The organism is Bdellovibrio sp. BIS2 (genome assembly GCF_055398295.1).
This window is the reverse complement of record NZ_AP035879.1, coordinates 2,220,217-2,240,605: the sequence shown is the minus strand read 5'-3', so window position 1 is coordinate 2,240,605 and position 20,389 is coordinate 2,220,217. Positions and strand designations below refer to the sequence as shown.

19 protein-coding genes are annotated in these 20,389 nt (G+C 50.9%); 12 read left to right on the top strand and 7 right to left on the bottom strand.

What is annotated here, in order from left to right:
• The first annotated feature begins 55 nt into the window (after positions 1-55).
• From mbhE to ACZ520_RS10795, 7 genes are read left to right on the top strand one after another with little or no spacing between them, the layout of a single operon-like run.
• Positions 56-2,773 carry a hydrogen gas-evolving membrane-bound hydrogenase subunit E gene (gene mbhE / locus ACZ520_RS10825; protein WP_464125441.1) on the top strand — a complete coding sequence of 906 codons (2,718 nt, stop codon included), beginning with the start codon at positions 56-58 and terminating at the stop codon, positions 2,771-2,773.
• Entirely contained in the window at positions 2,770-3,066 is a 297-nt protein-coding gene (locus tag ACZ520_RS10820) for a sodium:proton antiporter (RefSeq protein ID WP_417868416.1), read from the top strand. Before mbhE ends, ACZ520_RS10820 begins: the two co-directional genes overlap by 4 nt.
• A gap of 2 nt (positions 3,067-3,068) precedes the next feature.
• Positions 3,069-4,523, top strand: coding sequence for a complex I subunit 5 family protein (locus tag ACZ520_RS10815; protein ID WP_464125437.1), 1,455 nt, complete (start codon positions 3,069-3,071; stop codon positions 4,521-4,523).
• Complete coding sequence (locus ACZ520_RS10810; protein WP_374033288.1) at positions 4,520-4,858, top strand: Na+/H+ antiporter subunit E; 339 nt, start codon at positions 4,520-4,522, stop codon at positions 4,856-4,858. The genes ACZ520_RS10815 and ACZ520_RS10810 overlap by 4 nt, the downstream gene beginning before the upstream one ends.
• Positions 4,855-5,112 (top strand): MrpF/PhaF family protein, encoded by a 258-nt coding sequence (locus ACZ520_RS10805; RefSeq protein WP_088565010.1) that lies wholly within the window; start codon positions 4,855-4,857, stop codon positions 5,110-5,112. The genes ACZ520_RS10810 and ACZ520_RS10805 overlap by 4 nt, the downstream gene beginning before the upstream one ends.
• Positions 5,109-5,444 (top strand): cation:proton antiporter, encoded by a 336-nt coding sequence (locus ACZ520_RS10800; protein WP_088565011.1) that lies wholly within the window; start codon positions 5,109-5,111, stop codon positions 5,442-5,444. The genes ACZ520_RS10805 and ACZ520_RS10800 overlap by 4 nt, the downstream gene beginning before the upstream one ends.
• Before the next feature lie 50 nt (positions 5,445-5,494).
• Positions 5,495-7,168 (top strand): glycoside hydrolase family 13 protein, encoded by a 1,674-nt coding sequence (locus ACZ520_RS10795; protein ID WP_464125433.1) that lies wholly within the window; start codon positions 5,495-5,497, stop codon positions 7,166-7,168.
• Here the strand turns inward: ACZ520_RS10795 and ACZ520_RS10790 are convergent.
• Positions 7,165-7,728, bottom strand: coding sequence for a HutD family protein (locus tag ACZ520_RS10790; protein WP_464125432.1), 564 nt, complete (start codon positions 7,726-7,728; stop codon positions 7,165-7,167). The genes ACZ520_RS10795 and ACZ520_RS10790 overlap by 4 nt on opposite strands.
• Positions 7,729-8,026: 298 nt before the next feature.
• Here ACZ520_RS10790 and ACZ520_RS10785 point away from each other — a divergent pair, with 298 nt between their 5' ends.
• Positions 8,027-8,350 carry a KH domain-containing protein gene (locus ACZ520_RS10785; protein WP_464125430.1) on the top strand — a complete coding sequence of 108 codons (324 nt, stop codon included), beginning with the start codon at positions 8,027-8,029 and terminating at the stop codon, positions 8,348-8,350.
• Here the strand turns inward: ACZ520_RS10785 and ACZ520_RS10780 are convergent.
• From ACZ520_RS10780 to ACZ520_RS10765, 4 genes are read right to left on the bottom strand one after another with little or no spacing between them, the layout of a single operon-like run.
• Positions 8,347-8,754 carry a serine protease spb1 gene (locus ACZ520_RS10780; RefSeq protein ID WP_374030443.1) on the bottom strand — a complete coding sequence of 136 codons (408 nt, stop codon included), beginning with the start codon at positions 8,752-8,754 and terminating at the stop codon, positions 8,347-8,349. The two genes, ACZ520_RS10785 and ACZ520_RS10780, sit on opposite strands and share 4 nt — an antisense overlap.
• Before the next feature lie 8 nt (positions 8,755-8,762).
• Positions 8,763-9,656 (bottom strand): serine protease spb1, encoded by an 894-nt coding sequence (locus tag ACZ520_RS10775; RefSeq protein ID WP_417868408.1) that lies wholly within the window; start codon positions 9,654-9,656, stop codon positions 8,763-8,765.
• Complete coding sequence (locus ACZ520_RS10770) at positions 9,657-10,079, bottom strand: FixH family protein (RefSeq protein WP_464125427.1); 423 nt, start codon at positions 10,077-10,079, stop codon at positions 9,657-9,659. It lies immediately after the preceding gene.
• A complete protein-coding gene (locus tag ACZ520_RS10765) occupies positions 10,076-10,633 on the bottom strand; it encodes a thioredoxin-like domain-containing protein (protein ID WP_464125425.1) in 558 nt (185 codons plus the stop codon). The genes ACZ520_RS10770 and ACZ520_RS10765 overlap by 4 nt, the downstream gene beginning before the upstream one ends.
• A 117-nt stretch (positions 10,634-10,750) precedes the next feature.
• Between ACZ520_RS10765 and ACZ520_RS10760 the strand changes: the two genes are divergently transcribed.
• The 4 genes from ACZ520_RS10760 (at position 10,751) to ACZ520_RS10745 (ending at position 17,890) form a co-directional block, all read left to right on the top strand.
• Positions 10,751-12,841, top strand: coding sequence for a site-specific recombinase (locus tag ACZ520_RS10760; protein ID WP_088565019.1), 2,091 nt, complete (start codon positions 10,751-10,753; stop codon positions 12,839-12,841).
• Positions 12,841-13,566: a dolichyl-phosphate beta-glucosyltransferase gene (locus tag ACZ520_RS10755; RefSeq protein WP_464125423.1), complete on the top strand. Its 726-nt coding sequence runs from the start codon at positions 12,841-12,843 to the stop codon at positions 13,564-13,566. Before ACZ520_RS10760 ends, ACZ520_RS10755 begins: the two co-directional genes overlap by 1 nt.
• Positions 13,567-13,900: 334 nt before the next feature.
• Positions 13,901-15,523 (top strand): S8 family serine peptidase, encoded by a 1,623-nt coding sequence (locus tag ACZ520_RS10750; protein WP_232469269.1) that lies wholly within the window; start codon positions 13,901-13,903, stop codon positions 15,521-15,523.
• Between the two features lie 147 nt (positions 15,524-15,670).
• Positions 15,671-17,890 (top strand): monovalent cation:proton antiporter family protein, encoded by a 2,220-nt coding sequence (locus tag ACZ520_RS10745; RefSeq protein ID WP_464125420.1) that lies wholly within the window; start codon positions 15,671-15,673, stop codon positions 17,888-17,890.
• On the opposite strand, the gene ACZ520_RS10740 is transcribed toward ACZ520_RS10745, so the two are convergent.
• Both ACZ520_RS10740 and ACZ520_RS10735 read right to left on the bottom strand, forming a co-directional pair.
• Positions 17,887-19,290 carry an aldehyde dehydrogenase family protein gene (locus tag ACZ520_RS10740; protein ID WP_464125418.1) on the bottom strand — a complete coding sequence of 468 codons (1,404 nt, stop codon included), beginning with the start codon at positions 19,288-19,290 and terminating at the stop codon, positions 17,887-17,889. The genes ACZ520_RS10745 and ACZ520_RS10740 overlap by 4 nt on opposite strands.
• Positions 19,291-19,350: 60 nt before the next feature.
• Complete coding sequence (locus ACZ520_RS10735; protein ID WP_464125416.1) at positions 19,351-20,361, bottom strand: gamma-glutamyl-gamma-aminobutyrate hydrolase family protein; 1,011 nt, start codon at positions 20,359-20,361, stop codon at positions 19,351-19,353.
• Between the last annotated feature and the right edge of the window lie 28 nt (positions 20,362-20,389).

Genomic DNA, 20,389 nt, shown 5'->3' with positions numbered 1-20,389 from the left:
AAAGTACGAGAATTCAGTAAAGCAAAGGCAGGGCCACGAAGTCCCTTGGGGACCTATGAAAATGCCTTTGATTTTATCCCGAAAAGCCCCTTCAAAGTTGTCGAAATCCATCCTGTTGGGAACACTTGAGCAGATAAACAAAAAAGAGGTGCAGATGCTGATGTACTGGGTGATTTTGTTTTTCCTTTTGGCGCTGATGGCCCCGTTGTGTTTACGGCTGCCGTCCGCAGTATGGCGTGTGCTTTTTTTGCTGCCTTATCTTGGTGCCTTTGGGGAAAGCTTAAAACCCTTTATTGAACAATCCTGGCCTTTTCCCCGCGACGGTCTGTCCGAGTTCTTCGCCTGCATTGTCAGTGGTATTGGTGCTTGCGTCAGCGTGTATGCTGGCACCTACTTTAAGACCGTGGAAAGGCGCAGATTTTTTCCGCTGTTTTTTGCCTTCACCGGGAGCATGCTGGGCGTTCTTTGGGCTGACAATATTTTTGTGTTCTATGGCTTTTGGGAGGCCACGGGCCTTTGTTCGTTTTTGCTGATCGGATTTAAATTCACTGATCCTGATGTGCGCAAAGGTGCCAAACAGGCGCTGGTTCTTAATATTGCCGGGGGCTTGTGTCTGCTGCTGGCACTGTTGATGTTGTCACAAGCTTCGGGCAGCAACTCGCTGCTGGAAATTCTGTACGGGCACACGGAATATCAACACAGCCAACTGACGATGCTGATGATTATGATTGCTGCGATGATCAAGTCGGCACAATTTCCATTTCATTTCTGGCTGCCCGGAGCCATGGTGGCCCCGACGCCGGCCAGTTGTTATTTGCATTCGGCCACGATGGTTAAGCTGGGGGTGTTCCTGCTGGCAAGGTTCAGCCCGTTGTTTGATAAGAATCTGGATTGGCTGATGACGCTGGGGCTTGTCGGCGCGGCCACTCTGATCTGGGGCATGATTGTTTCGCTGACCAAGACGGATCTGAAGCAGTTGTTTGCATGGACCACGGTCAGCTCTCTGGGCGGGATGTGCATGCTGGTCGGATTGCACGAAGCTTATTCCTGGAAGGCTTTTTTTTCCTACATTCTGGCTCACTCTTTTTACAAGGCCAGTCTGTTCATGTGTGTGGGAAACATCGACAAACAAATGGGCGGGCGCAGTTTGGATCATGTCTCGGGTCTTTATCGCCGGATGCCTTTGACGTCGCTGGCTCTGTTGATGGCTTTGGGGTCGATGATGGGGCTTCCCTTCAGCATGGGCTTTCTAAGCAAAGAGTATCTTTTTAAGTCCGCTCTGGCTTTGAAGTTCCCGGGATCATTTTTGGTCTTGGCCTTGCTGGGGGCCAGTATCCTGTCCATCGTGGTGGGGTATCGTTTGATCGTGGTGATCTTTGCCCGGCAAGAGGACCGGCAAGTCCTGCATGAAGTGCAGGCGAGTATGTGGGGGCCTCCTTTGTTGCTGGCTTCTGGCGGCTGGTTGGCGGGCTTTTTCTTAAACGACATCAATAAATATTTCCTGAATCCGGTTGTGTCGGCCATCGTGTTGCGGGATGTGGAATTGAATCTTGAAATGTGGACCGGAGTGAATCTGGCGCTGATTCTTAGTTTGATTTCCATGGGCTTGGGGACTGTGCTTGCCGCCCGGTACGCCGGCGTCGTCACCAAGGCGGCCGTGTGGATGAAGGGTTTATACAAGCCTTCACCGCGAGTCGGCTATATGGGAACGCTGGCCAAAAAAGTCATGGACCGCCTGCAAAGTGGGCGTTTGAGTTTTTATATTCTGTGGATGTTGTTGGTGCCGTGCCTGGTGCTGCCGTGGTTTTTACCGCTTCGGGACTATGCGCCTTCGTTGAGGAGCGACGAGCTGATTCTTTTTCAGGTCATTCCCTTTGCGCTGGTGGTGCTGGGACTGCTTCCGCTGATTTTTAGTCTAAAGCCTCTTTTGAAAGTGGTCGGGGTGGGGGTCGTTGGTATCGGTATCAGTCTGTTTTACCTCAGTGTCGGTGCCACCGATCTGGCTATGACTCAGATGGCGGTGGAAACTCTTTCAGTCGTGGTATTGACTTTGTCGCTAGTGTTCTTAAGGCCGAATCCGTCGGGATTCAGCGTTTTGTATCGCACCGTGCGCGCGCTTGCAACGGCGGGTGCCTTTGTCGGCGCACTGCTTTTGTGTGGAGTCATGGCTGACGGAAAGCTTTCTTCGCGGGTCGCGGATTTCTATCGTGAAAACGCGCTGCCTTTGGGAAAGGGATCCAATGTTGTGAATGTGATTCTGGTGGATTTTCGCGCGCTGGACACCTTGGGTGAAATCACGGTTCTGGGAATTGTCGGCATGGGAATTCATTTTATGCTTTTGCGAAAGCGGCGCCTGAATTTGACTTTGCGGCCCTCTATCATTTTGCATACTTCCGCCCGGGTGATGGCTCCGTTGTTCACCGTGATTTCCTTGATCATTCTTTTGCGGGGTCACAACACCCCAGGGGGTGGTTTTATTGCGGGGCTGGTCCTGGCCATCTCTTTCACATTTTACGGCCTGGTGTTTGGCGAAGATGGGGCGCGCAAGGTGCTGGTGATGAAGCCCTTAAGCTGGATCTGCACCGGACTGCTGCTGGCGTTCACGGCGGGGATGCTGCCGGTGTTCTGGGGTAAACCCTTTCTGACGGCATTGTGGTTGCCGGGGGGGCTGGCTTTCCTGGGCACGCCTCTGTTGTTTGATATGGGTGTTTATCTGTTGGTATTGGGAATGGGGACCAGCCTGTTTTTTGCCTTCCTGCGGAGGGACGTATGATTGACTTTCTCTCGCTCAGTATTGCGCTGCTTTTTTCCGCCGGTGTGTGGTTGATCCTGTCGCGCGACTGGCTGACTTTGATTCTGGGGATAAGCGTTCTGGGGCATGCGGTGAATCTGCTGATTTTAAAAAGCGGAGGATCCCAGGGCGATGATCACCTAAGTCAGGCGCTGATTTTAACGGCCATCGTGATCGGTTTGGGAATGACGGCAGTGCTATTGGTGCTGGCCAGTCAGGGACTTAAATATTCAAAATCCCGGGATGCGGATTTTCTGCCGGAGGATTCGGAATGATAATGGCCCCGTTGCTGATCAGCTTTGTAACGGCGTTGCTGACCTATATGTGCAGAAAGAATTCGCTATTGCTGCGAAGTGTGTCCCTGGCCGGCTCGGTGGCGGCATTAGGGGCCGCGGTGCAATTGTTTTTGCGAGTGGAGGAAGGCGGCATTCAAACCCTGCAACTGGGGAATTGGCTGGCGCCTTTTGGCATTTCATTTTCGGTGGGCTTGCTGGCGGCAGTCATGCTGGTGGGAAGCTCTGTGGTTGCTTTGTGCGGAAACCTTTCCATGCAGGCACTGCTGAACCGGCAATGGGAACTGCGGGGGTACTACAGCTTGTTCCATTTCATGATGATGGGTGTGTTTGGCGCCTTTTCCACCGGAGATTTATTCAACCTGTACGTGTGGTATGAGGTGATGCTGGCCTCGTCCTTTTTCCTGGTGGCGATGAGCCGCTATCGCACATCGGTGACCGGCGCCTATAAGTACGCTGTGTTGAGCATTCTTTCTTCAGTCGCTTTTTTGATTGGCATTGCATTTATTTACAATACGGCTGGCAGTCTGGATATCGTGGATTTGATTCAGTATCAGCGCAGCTACGGTCAGAATCTGGGGATGGTCGTGGGCCTTTGTTGTCTGGTCATGGCTTTTTCTGTGAAGTCGGCGCTGTTTCCGTTTTTCTTCTGGATGCCAGCGGCGTATCCGGTGACGTTGACGGCGGTGGCCGGGGTATTTGCGGGTTTTCTGACCAAGGTCGGCGTTTATTCGCTATTGCGGATTTTGGTGCCCGTGTCGACTTTACCCGGCAGCGAAAGACTGTTGCCCCTTCTGTTTTCGTTGGCCTTGTTGTCGATGATTCTTGGCGTGCTGGGGGCGCTTTCCCGGGACAATATGAAGGGCATTCTGGCCTTTCACAGTACATCCCAGGTCGGATATATGGTGCTGGGATTGTCGCTGGGAACTTCGGCGGGCATAGCGGCCTGTGTGTTCTATATGATCCATCACATGCTGGTGAAAACGAATTTATTTTTTGCTGTGGCGGTTATGGAAAAAGCCAGCGGCACCAGCTTTGTTTCTGAATCCGGAGGCCTGTGGAAGGCTCGTCCGCTACTGGGGGCTGTCTTTGCATTTTCAGCGTTGTCATTGATTGGTGTGCCTCCGCTGTCTGGTTTTTGGGGCAAGGTGCTGACCCTGCAGGCGGCGTTGGGTGAAGAGCGCTGGCTGGCTGTGGGGATGGCGTTGGCAGTCAGTCTGTTGACTTTGATGTCGATGCTTAAAATCTGGAACGGAGTGTTCTGGAAGCCTGCCGTGTCTTCGTTGCCTGAAAACGACCGGCAAGGCCGGGGGCGCTGGATGATGGTGCCACTGTTGGTGATGAGTTTATTGATCCTGAGTGTGGGGCTTGGTTTTCAGCCTTTGATGAATCTGACGGAAAGGGTGGCGCAGGAACTGATGGAAGGAGGTCTGCGATGATGCGGGTTGTGTGGGTGGTGGAAGTGCTGCTGAAGTTTGCCTGGGATTTTTGTGTTGCCGTTTTACAAGTGGTGTCCTGGGTGTTTCGTCCCAACCGGTTTATGAAGCCTGTTATTGTGCGTCTGCCGTTGGATATTAAAAGTGAATGGGGGATCTGGTGGCTGTCGCTGATCATATTCCTGATTCCCGGTTCTATGGTGATTCGGGTGCGTCAGGATCTGGGGCTTTTGTATGTGCATCTGTTGCATACCGATGATGCCGATAAGGATATGGAAGTTTTAAAATCCCGTTTTGAATACAAACTGCGTTTGATACTGGGGGAGGTGAAGTCATGATTTATTTGATGATCACAGCACTGGTGGTGTCATCGGGGCTTGCCATGTATCGCTGTATTAAGGGGCCGGACTGGATGGACCGGGTGATGACCTTTGATCTATTGAACAATATCTCCATCGCTTCGGCGGTCTTGTATGCCGTTTTTAGCAACAGCGAAGAAGCGGTGTCTTTGATTCTGGTGCTGGCGCCGCTGTCATTTCTTTCAAACACGTTCTTCGTGTTTTTACTGGAGCGTAAAAAGGACATCTTATGACGATCATCGTGCAGGGGCTGTTATTATTGGGATGCCTTTTGATTTTACTGGCCTCGGTCGGAGGAGTGAAGTTTCCCGACACGCTGACACGAATGGCGGCGGTTTCCAAATCGTCAACACTGGGGGTGGTTCTTTTGTGTGCGGCCGCGGCCCTGCATTTTGGTGATGCCTATATGGGGGGATTGCTGGGATTAGCGGCTTTGGTGCTGTTCCTGGGCATTCCGGTATCTTCGTATTTGATGGGGCGTGTGCGGGTGCGCCATGCCCGGGTTATCCCGCTGCAACTGAAAAGAAATGATTTGCAGTCCGATGAGCCCTCAGTCTTTTCTTGACGGGTCCTTTTTTAGAACTTTACATTCGAGACTTACAAGGGGTCTTAGTCGTGTCCGAAGTTCAAAAGAATTGGTGGAAAGAAGCGGTCGTTTATCAGGTTTATCCTCGCAGCTTTAAGGATTCCAATGGCGACGGCATGGGGGACCTGCAGGGTTTGATTTCCAAACTGGATTACCTGAAAGATCTGGGCATTGATGTGATCTGGATTTGTCCTATGTACAAATCCCCGCAGGACGATAACGGCTACGACATCAGTGATTATCAGGATATTCACCATGAATTCGGCACCATGAAGGATTTTGATCAGCTTTTGCAGCAGGTTCACGCCCGGGGTATGAAGCTGATCATTGATCTGGTGGTGAATCACACCAGTGACGAACATCCTTGGTTTATCGAGTCCCGCAGTTCAAAAAACAATCCCAAGCGGGACTGGTACATCTGGCGCGACGGAAAAAACGGCAAAGAGCCCAACAACTGGGAAAGTATTTTCAGCGGGTCGGCCTGGAAGTTTGATGAGCTGACCCAGCAGTATTTCATGCATATTTTCTCAAGCAAGCAGCCGGATCTGAACTGGGAAAATCTGGACATGCGTAAAGCTGTGTATGACATGATCAACTGGTGGCTGGATAAGGGCATTGATGGTTTCCGCGTCGATGCCATCAGCCACGCCCGCAAAGAGCCGGGCCTTGCCGATATGCCCAATCCGAACAATCTTGAGTACGTGCCGTCTTACGACAAACACATGAACGTGAACGGCATTCAGGAATACCTGAAAGACCTTTGCACCAATACCTTCAATAAGTATGACATCATGACGGTGGCGGAAGCCAACGGTGTGTCGGCTGAAAACGCGGAAGAGTGGGTGGGCACTGCCCAGAAGAAGTTCAACATGATTATCCAGTTTGAACACGTGGGTCTGTGGGATGCAAATCCCGAGCGCCGTGTGGATCTGGCAAAGCTGAAGTCAGTTCTGGGCCGTTGGCAAAAGGGTCTTGAGGGGCGCGGGTGGAATGCTTTGTTTGTGGAAAACCACGATGTCCCCCGCATCACTTCCAAATGGGGTGATATTCAGAACTACTGGCGTGAAAGCACGACGTCGATTGCAACCATGTACTTCATGATGCAGGGAACGCCGTTCATCTATCAGGGTCAGGAAATCGGGATGACCAACACGGTCTTTAGCGGTCCTGAGGACTTTAACGATGTGTCCGCGAAAAACATTTTCACCATTCGTCGCAAACAGGGGGCAACGGATGCGGAAATCACGGCGGATCTTGCCCCGGCTTCTCGTGACAATGCCCGTACGCCGATGCAGTGGGATTCTTCCGAGCAGGGTGGTTTCACGACCGGACGTCCTTGGCTTAAGGTGAATCCCAATTATAAAGACATCAATGTGGCAGCTCAGGACAAGGATCCAAACTCTGTTCTGAATTTTTATCGCAATCTGATTCGCCTGCGCAAAGATCATCCGGTGTTCATCTATGGAACCTATGAAGAGGTTCTAAGCAAGCATGATCAGATCTATGCCTACACCCGTGATGACGGAAAAGAGAAAATGCTCGTGATGGCCAACATGACAGGGAAACCTGCGAAGTTCGACCTGCCGGGCTTGAGCCTTTCTTCTGCGAATCTGCTGATGGCGAACCAGGCCGTGGCTGAGCACAATCAACTGACCGGCGGTGAGCTTCGTCCCTTTGAAAGCCGAATCTATAAAATCAACTAATGGCGAGAAAGCGAGATCTGGTAAAACGCCAGAGTCTCGCTTCCGGTGTTTTGGATTTTGACTTGTTTTTCCTGAGTCAGTTTAAAGCAGTCCTGGGCCTCGGCCGTCTGATTTGCGACACGCATTTTTCCAGTCACAACATAGAAAAATTGAATCTCCTCACTCAGTGAGAAAACAGTTTCACTGACGGCGGGCAGGGAATGAAACTGCATGCGGGCTTTGAACAGTTTTGGGTTGTAGATCAGCCCCAGGTCCCGAACGGCAGAACCCATCAACTGGCAATCCGTGTGATCATCCCCGGAAAAGTCGCAGACCTGAAAGGGCACGAGCGGAGTTTGATTCAGGATCAAGCCGTCGCCTTCGACCACACTGAGCAGGCGATCAAACCCTTCAAAGATTGAAAAGGGATTGGAGGCTGTCACCAAAGCAGAACTTAAGCGCCATGCATAGGGTTGACTGCTTTTGACTTCGGACAAAGCAAGATCAATCTGGTCAGTGACTCCAAGTCCGTTTTTCCAGGGCATGCGTTGATAGTCGGAACTTTTCAAAAGTTGAATCATCACATTATTAGAAGAAACTTTCGAAAGGATGTCCAAGAGTTCTCGTAAATGAAATTACACAAAATCATTGGCTCGGACAGTGCGATAAAAACTCGAGAAGAATTTCGTGAACCATTCAACTTGGCATCAAGTAACCCTCAAATTTTCGGTAACTGCGAGTCGCTTTGAGAAATCCAGAAAAAGTGCCTAACACTTGGTGGGGTTCTTGAAGAATTTGAATTACATTTGGCGAATCGCCCTTTAGTTTGATTATTACAAAACCGAAATGTTTCTTGTTGATATAATTGGAGTGAAACAAATGTCTGGCCTGAAAGAGATCAAAGTCATTAGAAAAAGACCTGAGATCAGTCCCAACCAAGACCAAGATCGAGAAAGCGGTCGCAACCTGCTGGAGACTTTGATCCGAGGTTTAGTCGATTATCCTGACACAGTTTCTGTGACTTATATGGTTGGCGACAAGACAACTGTTTACAAAGTGGAGTGCGATCAAAAATGCCTGGGCCAGGTGATCGGCAGCAAAGGCAAGAATATCGGTGGCATTCGCGCTGTTATTTCCGCAACATTGGCCCGAAAAGGCATCCGGGCCATCGTGGAAATTCCTTATTTTGTGGTTGAAGCTTAAGGCTTCACCACAACTGTCATTTCGCTTTTTTCCCCATTGATCCATACGCGGATCAGCCATTTACCCGGCATAACAAAGTAAGCTTCAGAAATCAGGAAGGTACCCACTTCCTGTTTTTCAATTTTCACCGGGGAAGTGCCGTGTCCGTGATGACCCATATTCATCCACAGATCCACTTTCAACTGAGCCGGGTCCACCAAAGCAGGCGCACTTGCCGTGCTGGTCTGATCATAAACCTTCAGTACAAATGGAGAGTCGGCATTTTGGTTGGGCGCTTGCGCAAACTCGACAGAGGCACAAAGTTCACTGTCCGGGAAGTAAAGCGGGCATTCCGGGGATTGTTCGGCGGAAGCAGCCCCAGAAGACAGCACCAGGCCTGCAGCAAAAATGATTTTTTTAAACATGGATTCTCCTAACGGGGCCACCGCTGTTGGTAGCTCAGATTAATGGTATTTGATAAACTTGAATTTACGGGATTGCCGATCAGGCTTTGGTCGGCGTAACTGACGGTCACGGCCGATTCCAGATTGATCATATAGCTTCCGGCGACACTCAAGGTGAAATTTTTCTGAGCGTGCCCGTCAGAGGTTGTCGAGCCACTGATGGCTATCGGCTGTTCATAAAGAAAGGCCAAGGTGCTTCCTAATCTGAAGTCACCACGATTCCAGCCGGCGCCCAGGCTTTGGGTTGTGCCCCAGCCCGGACGGATGGTGGCCTCGCCATTGTAAGCTTCGCCTGAAGCGGTTCTTTCAAAGGACCGGTGAATTTCGGAACTGAAACTAAAGTCCCACACCTTCCAAGCTTTGATCAGCGCAAGGCCGCCACCCAGGGAATAAAATCCGCGGCCACGAATATCGGAGGCATTCAAGGCACTGTCGTAAATGGAAGGACTGGTCGGCAGGGTCAGTTGCAGGAAGGTGACCCCGCGAGGTTTCCACGCGGAATAAGTCAGTTCGGGGAAGGTTTCATGCCCCAGATACAGTGATACGTCGCCAAGGCCTGAGTTGGTGTCAGAAGTGCGGCTGTTTTTTGAATGCACCGGCAGGGAAAAACCGCCCTGAATGCTGTCCGTGAAAAGCACGGCACCTTCCAGTTTTAGCATCTGCGCGCGGTTGTCATCTTTGCGGCGGATCCACTTGCCGCTGGCCAGAACATCGTCAGTGATTTCAGACTGACTGAGGGTTCCAGTGACCTGAGCCTTGTCGTCGCCCAGGATCAACGCTGGAAATGAAAAGCTGCCGCCACAGCAACTGGCAGCCAATGCTGGAGAGCTTGCGAAAATCAAAGCCAGCGCCAGCAGTTTCATTTACGGCACCACCAAAGGCACATGCGCCTGATCCAGAGTCGCCTGGCTGTCTTTAAGCACGATGCGAATTTCCCAGTCACCGGGCATGATGAAGAACACCTTAAACACGCGGAATTTACCGTCGCCCAAAGATTCAATTTTTACTGGAGAGGAGCCATGTCCCATGGAAGGCATCCACAGAATCACCGACAGATTCTCTGCCGGTATCGAAGCGTTGAAGCGAAGTTCGAATTCGGAAAAATCGGTGCTGGTGGGGGCTTGCTTCCAGAGCAGCTCAGCGCAGATGTTTTCTTTGTTGAACAGGATCGCACAGTTTGACTGTGGATCGTTTTGCTCGTTGTTCACCGCGGTTGCTTCTGGCAAATAATCAGGACGGGCGCAGGCGCAAAGGGTCAGTGCCAAAAACACAATCAGATATTTCATGCTTCATCCGCTCGTTGGATGTAACACCCCAAAGCGCGTCCTTCCTTGTGGCGGGAGGGTTTTCCAGCCTGCAGGTCTTCCAGAACTTCTTTTAGGAACTGCTTTTTAGCAGAAGGACCCACGTGACTGTCGGTCACGCCACCGTGATAAATCATTTCGCCGGAAGGATTAAGGACAAAGGCATGAGGAGTTTTCAAGGCACCCAGCTTGTTTGCCCACTGGCTGCGCGTATCTTGTATCACCGGGAACAGCAGATGGGCTTCGCGGAAATGCTTTTGTGTTTCTTCAGCGGTTTCGTCCGAGTTGGAATGTATGCCCACGAATTGGAAGTCTTTGTATTGTTGGGCCAGCTCCTTTAGTAAAGCTTCGTGGCTGGCAGAGCAAGGGCACTTCGCGGATAGAAAGACGACAATCGTGGCTTTGTGATTGGCGGTGGTAATGGTCTTGGGTTCACCATTCAGTACATCCGCTCCGGACAGGCTGGTGATTTTATCAGCTCCCATACAGATTTGAGAGATCATCAAAATAAGGGTGAAAATCAGACCGTTTCGCATGGCGAATTTTTAGCACGGGCAGGGATGGGGAGAAATGCCACAAATGGTTGCGTTGTGCGTTGCGGCTTTGGGCAGAATCCCGCGTGCCTTTGAAATGGGATTCTGTAAACTTTCTATATGTTTACAAAGATCAAAGCCTTTAGAAACCGGTTCATTCAATACAAAAGAAGCAGCAAGGTTCACAGTGACCTGGATGTGCTTTTGGGTTCGGCCTCTGAACAGAAACAACTGGAAGATCAGCTCCAGTGGCTGGTTCGGCTGCTGCAGTGGGTTCGCTATGAAGGCGCTGTGGATGCGCACATAGAAAAGGAAACCGGCCGTCTGCCGGTGGCTCGTTTGCGTTACCTGTTGATGGTTTTGGAGCGCAATCCGCAGTGGAAAAAATCGGTCGCCGTGATTCTTAGAACCGTGGTTCACGAAGTCAGCGGTCTTGAACTGTACACAGAAACCGGTCTGCCCAGAGAATTAGGTCTGTGGAGTGAGCTTTCAGATCGTCTGATGATGAAGATGCTGCCAACCCCGCCGCTGGATCACGAACTGGGGTATTTGTTCTGGGCGCTGTTCCCGGAAAAAGAAGATCCATTGTGGGTGGCCTCTATTGATCCGGCGACGTTTGACCGCCTGGTTGAGTTGTTTAATTACGAAGTCGGTTCTGATGAAAAAGACTGGAACCGTTTCGGCATGGATCTGGAAGATGCTCTGGTTTATCTGGTGATTCAGGTGCGTGCGATCGGTCTGTCACCGGCCATCCGTTATCGCCTGGATAAACCGAACTTCCGCGATTCGGCGTTCTTTGCGCTGGTGCGCGGGCTTGAGGAGTTCATGAATGCCTATCACGCCGGGGATCGCAACCTGGCATTGGAAAAGGCTTCGCGCTTTCGCATGATCGTGTGGGAATGCCGCCGTGAAATGGCGCAGGTCCACAAGCATCTGGATGAATATGGTGTCAGTGTCAATCTGGTGTTCCAGATGGCGCGTCTGCGCACGTATTTGCAGCGTATTGACAGTCTTTTGGAAATCCTGCTGAACGAGCGCGTGGATTCAAAAAAAGTCACAAGCTTCCTTTCAAAACTTATTGAGGAAAATCAGGACCTGCGCAGTATCTCGTCGCTGTTTTCCCAGAACGTGTCTTTGCTGGCCCGCAAGGTGGTTGAACGAGCCGCCGAAACCGGCGAGCATTATATCACCCGCACCAAGGATGAATACCGACGCATGCTTCAGGCCGCGGGCGGGGGTGGGGCCCTGACGGCGATCACGGTCTATGTCAAGACTGGCATCCTGGCGCTGGGTCTTTCAAGCTTTATGGAAGGGGTCTTTGCCTCTTTCAACTATGCACTCAGCTTTGTGGCAATTCATTTGGCTGGATTCACCCTGGGTACCAAGCAGCCGGCCATGACGGCTCCGGCGCTGGCGGCAAAAATGCAGGATGTGGATACGGAAAAAGGGATGAATGATCTGGTGACAGACATCACCCATCTGATTCGCTCGCAAGTGGCGGCGATTGCCGGGAACGTCATGTTCGTGGTTCCGTGTGTGATCCTGATTGATGCCTTGTTCTTTATGCTCTTTGGCGGGCATCTGATGTCCCACGAAAAAGCGGTGTACGCATTTAAGTCTGTGGATATTTTTGGCCCGGCGCTGATCTTTGCGGCGTTTACCGGGGTTTTGTTGTGGTTGTCCAGTTTGACATCGGGTTGGGCGGACAACTGGTTTGCGCTGAATTCTTTGCGTAAAACCCTGGCGCGCAGCCCGACGCTGAAAGCAGTTTTTGGCAAGCGCGGAGCACGCAGCATTGCCGTGTTCTTTGAAAATAACATCTCGGGCCTGGTCGGGAATATTTCCCTGGGTTTTTTGCTGGGGATGACTCCGGAAATTATGAAATTCATTGGTCTGCATCTGGATGTGCGCCACGTGACTCTGTCGTCGGGCACGCTGGGCGGGGCTTTGCCAGTGCTGGGTGTGGAGTTTATGAAGTCCTGGGAATTCTGGCGTGCGGTGATCGGGATCTTCTTTATCGGTGCCCTGAACGTGCTGGTCAGCTTCGGCCTGGCATTGTGGGTGGCGATCAAAGCTCGTGGCATCAAGCCGCCACAGCGTAAAGCCATTCGCAAAGCGGTGATGAAAAGATTCTTCTCCAGCCCTTTGAGTTTCTTCCTGCCTGTGGGGGCGACAGTTCCCAAGTCCTCCAGCGGAAACCACGGCCACTGATGCAGAAAGTTTCGGTGGTCATTCCTGCATACAACGAAGAAGAGCGTCTGCCGGCAACCCTGCAGCGCCTGCGCGAGCTTTCTTCAGCAGGAATGTTTCAGGCCGAAATCTGTGAGGTCGTGGTGGTTGATGACGGGTCCCGTGATCATACGCGGGAGGTTGTCGAAAAGCTTCGCAGCGAATGGTCGCCGCTTCGTCTTTGCAGTTTGCGTGAAAATAAAGGCAAAGGGGCCGCAGTTAAAAAAGGTCTGGTCGAATCCCACGGAGACTGGATCTTGGTGGCCGACGCGGATATGGCAACGCCCTGGGAGGAGTTGAACAAGCTGCTGTCTTATTCCGACCGTGCGGATCTGATCATGGGGTCGCGCGCCCTGCCGGAAAGTCAGATTGAAGTTCGTCAGCACTGGGTTCGTCAGTCGATGGGAAAGATCTTTAATCGCATCATGCGCTTTTTTATCGGCCTTCCCTATAAAGACACGCAGTGCGGATTCAAGTTGGTGCGCAATGAAGAGGTGTTTCGCAGCAAAGTACTGCCGCTTCTTTCTGTTGAACGCTTCGCCTGGGATGTGGAGCTGATTTTATTCATGGAAAGATTCCGTCTGCGCGTGTGTGAAGTGCCGATTCGCTGGCAACATAAAGAGTCTTCGCGGGTGCGCCTTATCCACGACAGTGTTGAAATGCTTTTTGCTATTCGCCAGATGCGCCGACGTCTTAAAAAGGCCTGATGCCGAGGTATTCCGGCTGCTCAAAGACTGCTCATGAACAAAAAAATGACGACGCAAACGGTCATTTACTTTGATTTAATATTGTGCAGCTAATTCCAAATAAATGATGGTATCTATAAGAGAATCTAATAATAAAGGCCGCTCTGGTCCTAAAATCGAACTGGGGTGCCACTTTGGAACCCCCACCCTCATGACAGATTTTTTCACTTTTCTGGTGCCAAAAAAATATTTAGGTGGTTCCAAAAGAGTACTTGATAAATCTTTCAAGCTGAAATGAAGTGCCTCTCCATGAGGACTTCAATTGTTGGAGTCCATGGATATGGGGGGAATTTTAATGAAATTCAACGTGTTTGCACTCATCGTGTCAGTGCTTTTCGCGACATCAGCTCAAGCAGAGCGCGTTCTAGTGATCATGAAAGACCAACAGTCTTTCAATAAAGCTCACATGGCTTATAAGATGAAGGGGTCTTATGCGTCTAAGGGCTTGGACTTGGGAGTTCAATCTCAAGCAGTAGGTCAACTGGAAGACAGTCTTGCGAATTTGAATTCTTTGGTTGTTAATACTGACAACGACGCTCAAATCGAAAAATTGAAAGCAAATCCAGCAGTAGCTTACGTTGAGAAAGAAGTTTTCCACGATGCTCCAGCTCCGGTAAAAGGCTTCCTGGGTCAATCCCGTCAATCTTCTCAAGCTAAATTGGGTCAAAAAACTCCATGGGGTATCCATGCAGTAAAAGCGACTCAGGCTTGGAACAAATCCGGTCGTGGTGCTGGTGCTCGCGTACTTGTGTTGGACACTGGTATCGACGAAGCTCACCCATCTTTGGCTGCTAACTTCGAAAAAGGTAAAGACTTCACTGGTGACAGCAACGGTTCTGACTTCTCTGATAAAGTAGGTCACGGTACTCACGTAGCTGGTACTATCGCTGGTGTTCTGGACAACACAGGTTTCACTGGTGTTGCTCCTAAAGCAAAAGTTCTTGCGGGCCGCGTGTGCTCTGAGCAAGGTTGCTCCAACGTAGCGATCGCTCAAGGTATCAACTGGGGTATCCAGGAAAAAGTTGACGTGATCTCCATGTCTTTGGGTGGCGCTTGGTCCACTCCTGCTGAAAGAACTGCAGTAGCTGCCGCTGATAAAGCTGGTATCACTGTTGTAGCGGCTTCCGGTAACAACGGTTCCAACCGCGTTTCTTACCCAGCGGCTTTGTCCACTGTTATCGCAGTAGGCGCAGTTGACGTGAACCTGCAAAAAGCAGACTTCTCTCAATACGGTCCAGAATTGGCTGTAGTTGCTCCGGGTGTTGCAGTTGTATCCTCCGTACCACAAGGTACTGGTCGTGAGTCTGCAGTAGCTGTTTCCAACGGTCAGAAAACTGTAAAAGTTGCTTCTTCCACTTTCCAAGGTGCGAAAGAAATCCTGACTCCAGAAACAAACGTACTTGTTCACGCAAACCTGGGTAAACCAGAAGACTTCGCTAAAGTTGACGTTAAAGGCAAATACGCTTTGATCTCCCGCGGTGAAATCACTTTCGGTGAAAAAGTTAAAAACGCGATCAAAGCGGGTGCAGCTGGTGTGGTTGTTTACAACAACGCTCCTGGCCTGATCCAAGGCGCTTTGACTGATGACGGTTCTGTTCTTCCAGTAGGCGTGTTCATGATCGAACAAACTGTTGGCCAAGAGCTGGTTCGTGTAATCAACTCTGGTAAAGTGGCAACTGCAACTTTGCACACTATGGCAACTGACTACGCTCCGTTCGACGGAACTTCCATGGCGACTCCTCACGTATCTGGTGTGGTTGCTTTGATGAAAGCTGCGAACAAAGCTTTGACTGGTGCTCAAGTAAAAGAAATCCTGAAGCGCACTGCGACTCCACTGACTCCAAACTCTGCTAACGAGTTGGGCGCTGGTATCGTGAACGCTGAAGCGGCTGTTCAAGCTGCGATCGACGCGAAGTAATTTTCGCTTCAAATTCAGATCTTTTAAAGACGGCTTTCCTTCGGGAAGGCCGTTTTTCTTTTTGCGCAGCGCTTCGGAAAAAGGTACCTGGTACTTTTTTGAAAAGGTAGCTGGTGCCTGCGGCTGAAGTGTGGGCATAATTTATCTATGCAGCATTTACCGGCGATGATTCACGACCTGGCCCTGATTCTTGGTACTGCGGGGCTTGTTACACTTCTATTTAAAAAACTCAATCAGCCCATAGTTCTTGGATATTTGGTCGCAGGTTTCCTGGTGGGGCCGAAAACTTCGATTTTCCCGACAGTGATCGGGGTGGCTAGCATCAACCTGTGGGCCGAGATCGGGGTTATCTTCCTTTTGTTCGCCCTGGGGTTGGAGTTCAGCTTTAAAAAGCTAGTGCGTGTCGGGGGCTCGGCCAGCTTTACGGCATTGTTTGAAGTCTCATTGATGATCCTGTTCGGTTTCACCACGGGTCGTCTGCTGGGGTGGAGCACCATGGACAGTTTGTTCCTGGGTGGCATCCTTTCCATTTCTTCCACATCCATCATCATCCGCACGGTGGAAGAGCTCGGAATGAAGAACATGAAGTTCGTGGGGATGGTCTTTGGGGTTCTGGTAATTGAGGACCTTGTGGCCGTTCTTTTGATGGTTTTATTGACCACGGTGGCGTTGACCCGGGACTTTTCCGGATCTGAGATGCTGGGGGCGGTGCTGAAGCTGGCCTTCTTCCTGTCGATCTGGTTTGTGGCGGGGATTTTCCTTTTGCCAAGCTTCTTAAAGCGGGCGCAAAGACTGTTGTCCGAAGAAACCGTTTTGGTGGTGGCCGTGGGACTTTGCCTGATGATGGTGGTCTTTGCCAGCAACGTCGGGTTTTCCTCCGCTTTGGGGGCGTTCATCACGGGCTCGATTTTGGCTGAAACCATCGAAGGCGAGCGCATTCACCACTTGATTGCTCCGATCAAGAATCTGTTTTCGGCCGTGTTCTTTATCTCGGTCGGGATGCTGATCGACCCCCATGTTATTTCGATCTACTGGAAAGAAGTGCTGCTGCTTTCGGCGGTGGTCATTGTGGGAAAAACTTTAAGTGTCACTTTAGGGTCGGTGTTGTCAGGACAGACCTTCAAGTCTTCCTTGCAGTCGGGAATGAGTCTTGCGCAGATTGGGGAGTTTTCCTTTATTATCGCAACCTTGGGTTTAAGTCTTAAGGTTATCAGTGAAAAGATTTATCCGATTGCGGTGGCTGTGTCAGTGCTGACGGCGTTCACGACTCCGTATATGGCACGGTCGGCGGAAAAGACCTATGCTTGGCTTGAAAAGTTCCTGCCACCTCGGTTTATCCAGTCCATCGACAGTTACAGTGTGATTTCATTTTCGATGTCCGGGAACCGCGAATGGCGTGAACAGGTTCGTGCCTATATCTTAAAGGTTCTCTTGAATGCCGTGGTGGTGGTGGCGGTGTTTTTGACCATGGCTCGTGTGTTCCTGCCTTTCCTTTTGGAACGTCAGATGGAAGAGGGCCCCGCCAAGTTTTTAACTTTAAGTGCCACTCTGGTGATGAGTGCCCCTTTCTTGTGGGCGCTGGCTTTCGGCCGCACCAAGCAGTTTGAAGCCCTTTTGGTCGAACAGGGGAAGGGCAGTCATAACTATGTTTTCCTGGTTTCCCGGATCATGCTGGCGGTAGGACTGCTGGGCGCGATGGTGGGGCAGTTTGTGCCGGTTATGTGGGCGGTGGCGATCACTTTATGGATGGTTGTGGTCGTGGGTTATGTGTTGTCCCAGAAACTGCAGGACATATACGGCTGGTTTGAAAGACGTTTCCTGACCAATTTGCACGACGATGTTCAGAAGGTGCACGCCCGCAAGAACAGCCGTTCCCTGGCTCCGTGGGATGCCCACATCACAGAATTTATGATTCCGCCGGAAGCTCCTTATGTGGGTGTGCCGTTGCATCAGCTTTCGATTCGGGAAAAGTACGGGGTCACAATTGCCCTGATCGAGCGCGGTCGTCGTCGTATTACCGCTCCGGGGCGGGTGGAATGTCTGATGCCTCACGATCATGTGTTTGTCATCGGGACGGACGAACAGTTGATTCTGTTTAAGGACTTTATCCAATCCGAAGTCCCGGAAGTGGCCTTGACCGAGCCTGAAGCAGAGTACAGCCTTGAGCAGTACCTGCTGACGGAAGGTTCGCCGTTCTTGAATAAAAGCATTCGGGACTGCGGCTTGCGTGAAATTACTCACGGCCTAGTGGTGGGAATTGAGCGTGAGGGCGGGCGTATTTTAAACCCGGACTCCAGCGAAACGCTGAAGCGCGGGGATTTGTTGTGGATTGTGGGCGATCGCGAAAAGATCCTGCAACTGACTTAAAGGCGGAAGCGAATCAGACTCTTTAGCGCCTTCATTTTAAAAGGCGTATAAGGGGGATACATGATTCGCAAAAGCTTCCCGAAGAAGGACTGTTTTAAGACCGCCTTTTCATGGGAAAAGGCGCGGAAGCCATGTTTGCCATGATAGCTGCCCATTCCACTGTGATTCACGCCCCCAAAGGGCAGATGCGGGTTCACAAAGTGAATTATGGAATCATTAAAGACCAGGCCGCCTGAGCTTGTTTCCTGCTGAATTCTTTCCATGTTCATCTGACTGTGAGTATAGCAATAAAGCGCCAAAGGCTTTTGGCGTTCATTGATGAAATGAATCACTTCAGAGATCTCGTGGAAGGTCAGCACCGGTAAGATCGGGCCAAAGATTTCTTCCTGCATGATCAGGGCATGGGCATCGACGTTTTCCAAAAGGGTCGGGGAGCAGAAATGCTCGCCGGGAGATGTTTCCCCGCCGAAGAAGACCTTGGCATTCTTACTGACGGCATCATCCACCAGGTCTTTCAGGCGTTGGGTGTGGTTGATGGACACCATGCGCGCCAGATCCGGTGAGGTGTGGCGAAGGTCTGCGGATTTTCCATAGAAGTTTTCGATGGCCGCGATCAGGTGTTTCTTAAACGCCTGATGAATGCTTTCGTGCACGAAAAGATAATCCGGCGCCACGCAAGTTTGTCCGGCATTGATAAACTTGGCCCAGGCGATCTTTTGTGCGGCCTCAGAAAGATCGGCTGTGGCATCCACAATGGTCGGGGATTTTCCGCCCAACTCCAGAGTCACACTGGAAAGGTGCTTGGCTGCGGCTTCCATCACGATTTTTCCCACCCGCGTGCTGCCGGTGAAGAAGATATGATCGAAGGGAAGTTTCAGTAATTCCTGGGTGGTTTCGACTCCGCCCTCAGCAACAAAGACATGTTCTTCCGTCAGGGTTTCGGTCAGGATTTTTTTAATCACATAACTCGTATGACGGGTCAGTTCCGAGGGTTTCACAATTGCGCAGTTGCCTGCGGCGATGGCTGACACCAAGGGTAGCAGGCACAGTTGGAAAGGATAGTTCCAGGGTCCAATCAGCAGGCACACCCCTCGGGCTTCCGGCAGTATATAGCTGCGGCTTCCAAACAGTGTCAGGGGTGTTTTTACTTTCTGTGGTTTGCTCCAGCGGGAAAGGTTTTTGCGGATGAATTTGATTTCTTTTAAAACCGGATAGATTTCCGACAGCAGGGTTTCCGCTTCGGGTTTTTGGAAGTCTTTCTTCAGGGCCTCGATGATGTCCGGCGTGTGAGCCTCGATAGCTTTTTCCAGGGCCTTCAGTGCCTCGATGCGGACTTCAAGGCCTTCAGAGCGAAGTTTTAAGGAGTACTGCTTTTGATGAAGAAAGATCCGTTCCAGCATGCCCTTTATGTTAGATCACTGTCTGTAAAGGGCAATAGATTAGTGGACCGTCTGGCTGTGTTACAGAGCAAAGATCTTGGAGCAACGGGAAGGCATCACGACGTTCTTTTGCTGCACAATACGCCAAAGGATCTTGGATCCCAGTTGATTGTTCATGAGTTCCGGGTGGAACTGCAAAAGCAGGCCCCGGCCGTTTTTAAACTCGGTGGCTTCGGTGACTCCGTCATGTCCCTGCGCGGCCAGTTGTAATGGACCATTTTCTTTATAGATCACCGCCTGATGGTGTAATGAATTTACCAATAGTTTTCCATCCGCGTTTGGCACCAGTGAACCCAGAATGTTGTGTTTGGTTTTGTGAACCTGAATTTCATGCCAGTCATTTCCGTGGCTGACTTTGTCGCCCACGTGGAAAGGCACATCCTGCATCAACTGATAGCCCAAGGCCACCGCCGAAATCTGAGAACCCCGGCAGACCCCCAGCAGGAAGCCTTTTTCCTGTGCAACATAAGACTTGATCAGTTGAATCTCGAACTGATCGCGCGTCGGGATGGTGTTGCGGGAGTGAGTGTTTTGTTTTTTATAAAGAGTCGGCTCAACGTCATCACCCCCCATGGCCACCATGAATGGGAATTTTTCCGAGATTTGTTTGAACAGATCGCGGGTTTCGTCAAGGCTCAGTCCCAGGTTGGCGTTCATGGGAAGAATGAACGAGCTATGGCGGCTTTGCGCAAAGATTTTTTTAAAATTGATCACGCGCTGGGAATTCATGCCGTAATCTTTGGGAAGATTCGCAATCAAAAGAGCGCGCGATTCGCGGGAATTTTCATTTAATGGTTTAAAACCCGACAAAGCCAGGTCCGGAGTTCTTCCTTCGAAAAGTTCCATCAGTTCGGGTTGTCTTTGCAGCTCGCGCATATAGCGGGTGGCGGCTTGTTGTGGTGTTTCACCCGACTTCACCGGAAGGATGATGGGCGCCAGGGTGTTTCCCGGACTCCATTCATACAGACGAACCAGATCCCCGGTGGCCCAGGCAAATCTGGCAAAACTTAGAACCAACAATAGAATCCACATACTGTAACCCATACCAGAGTTCCATTCA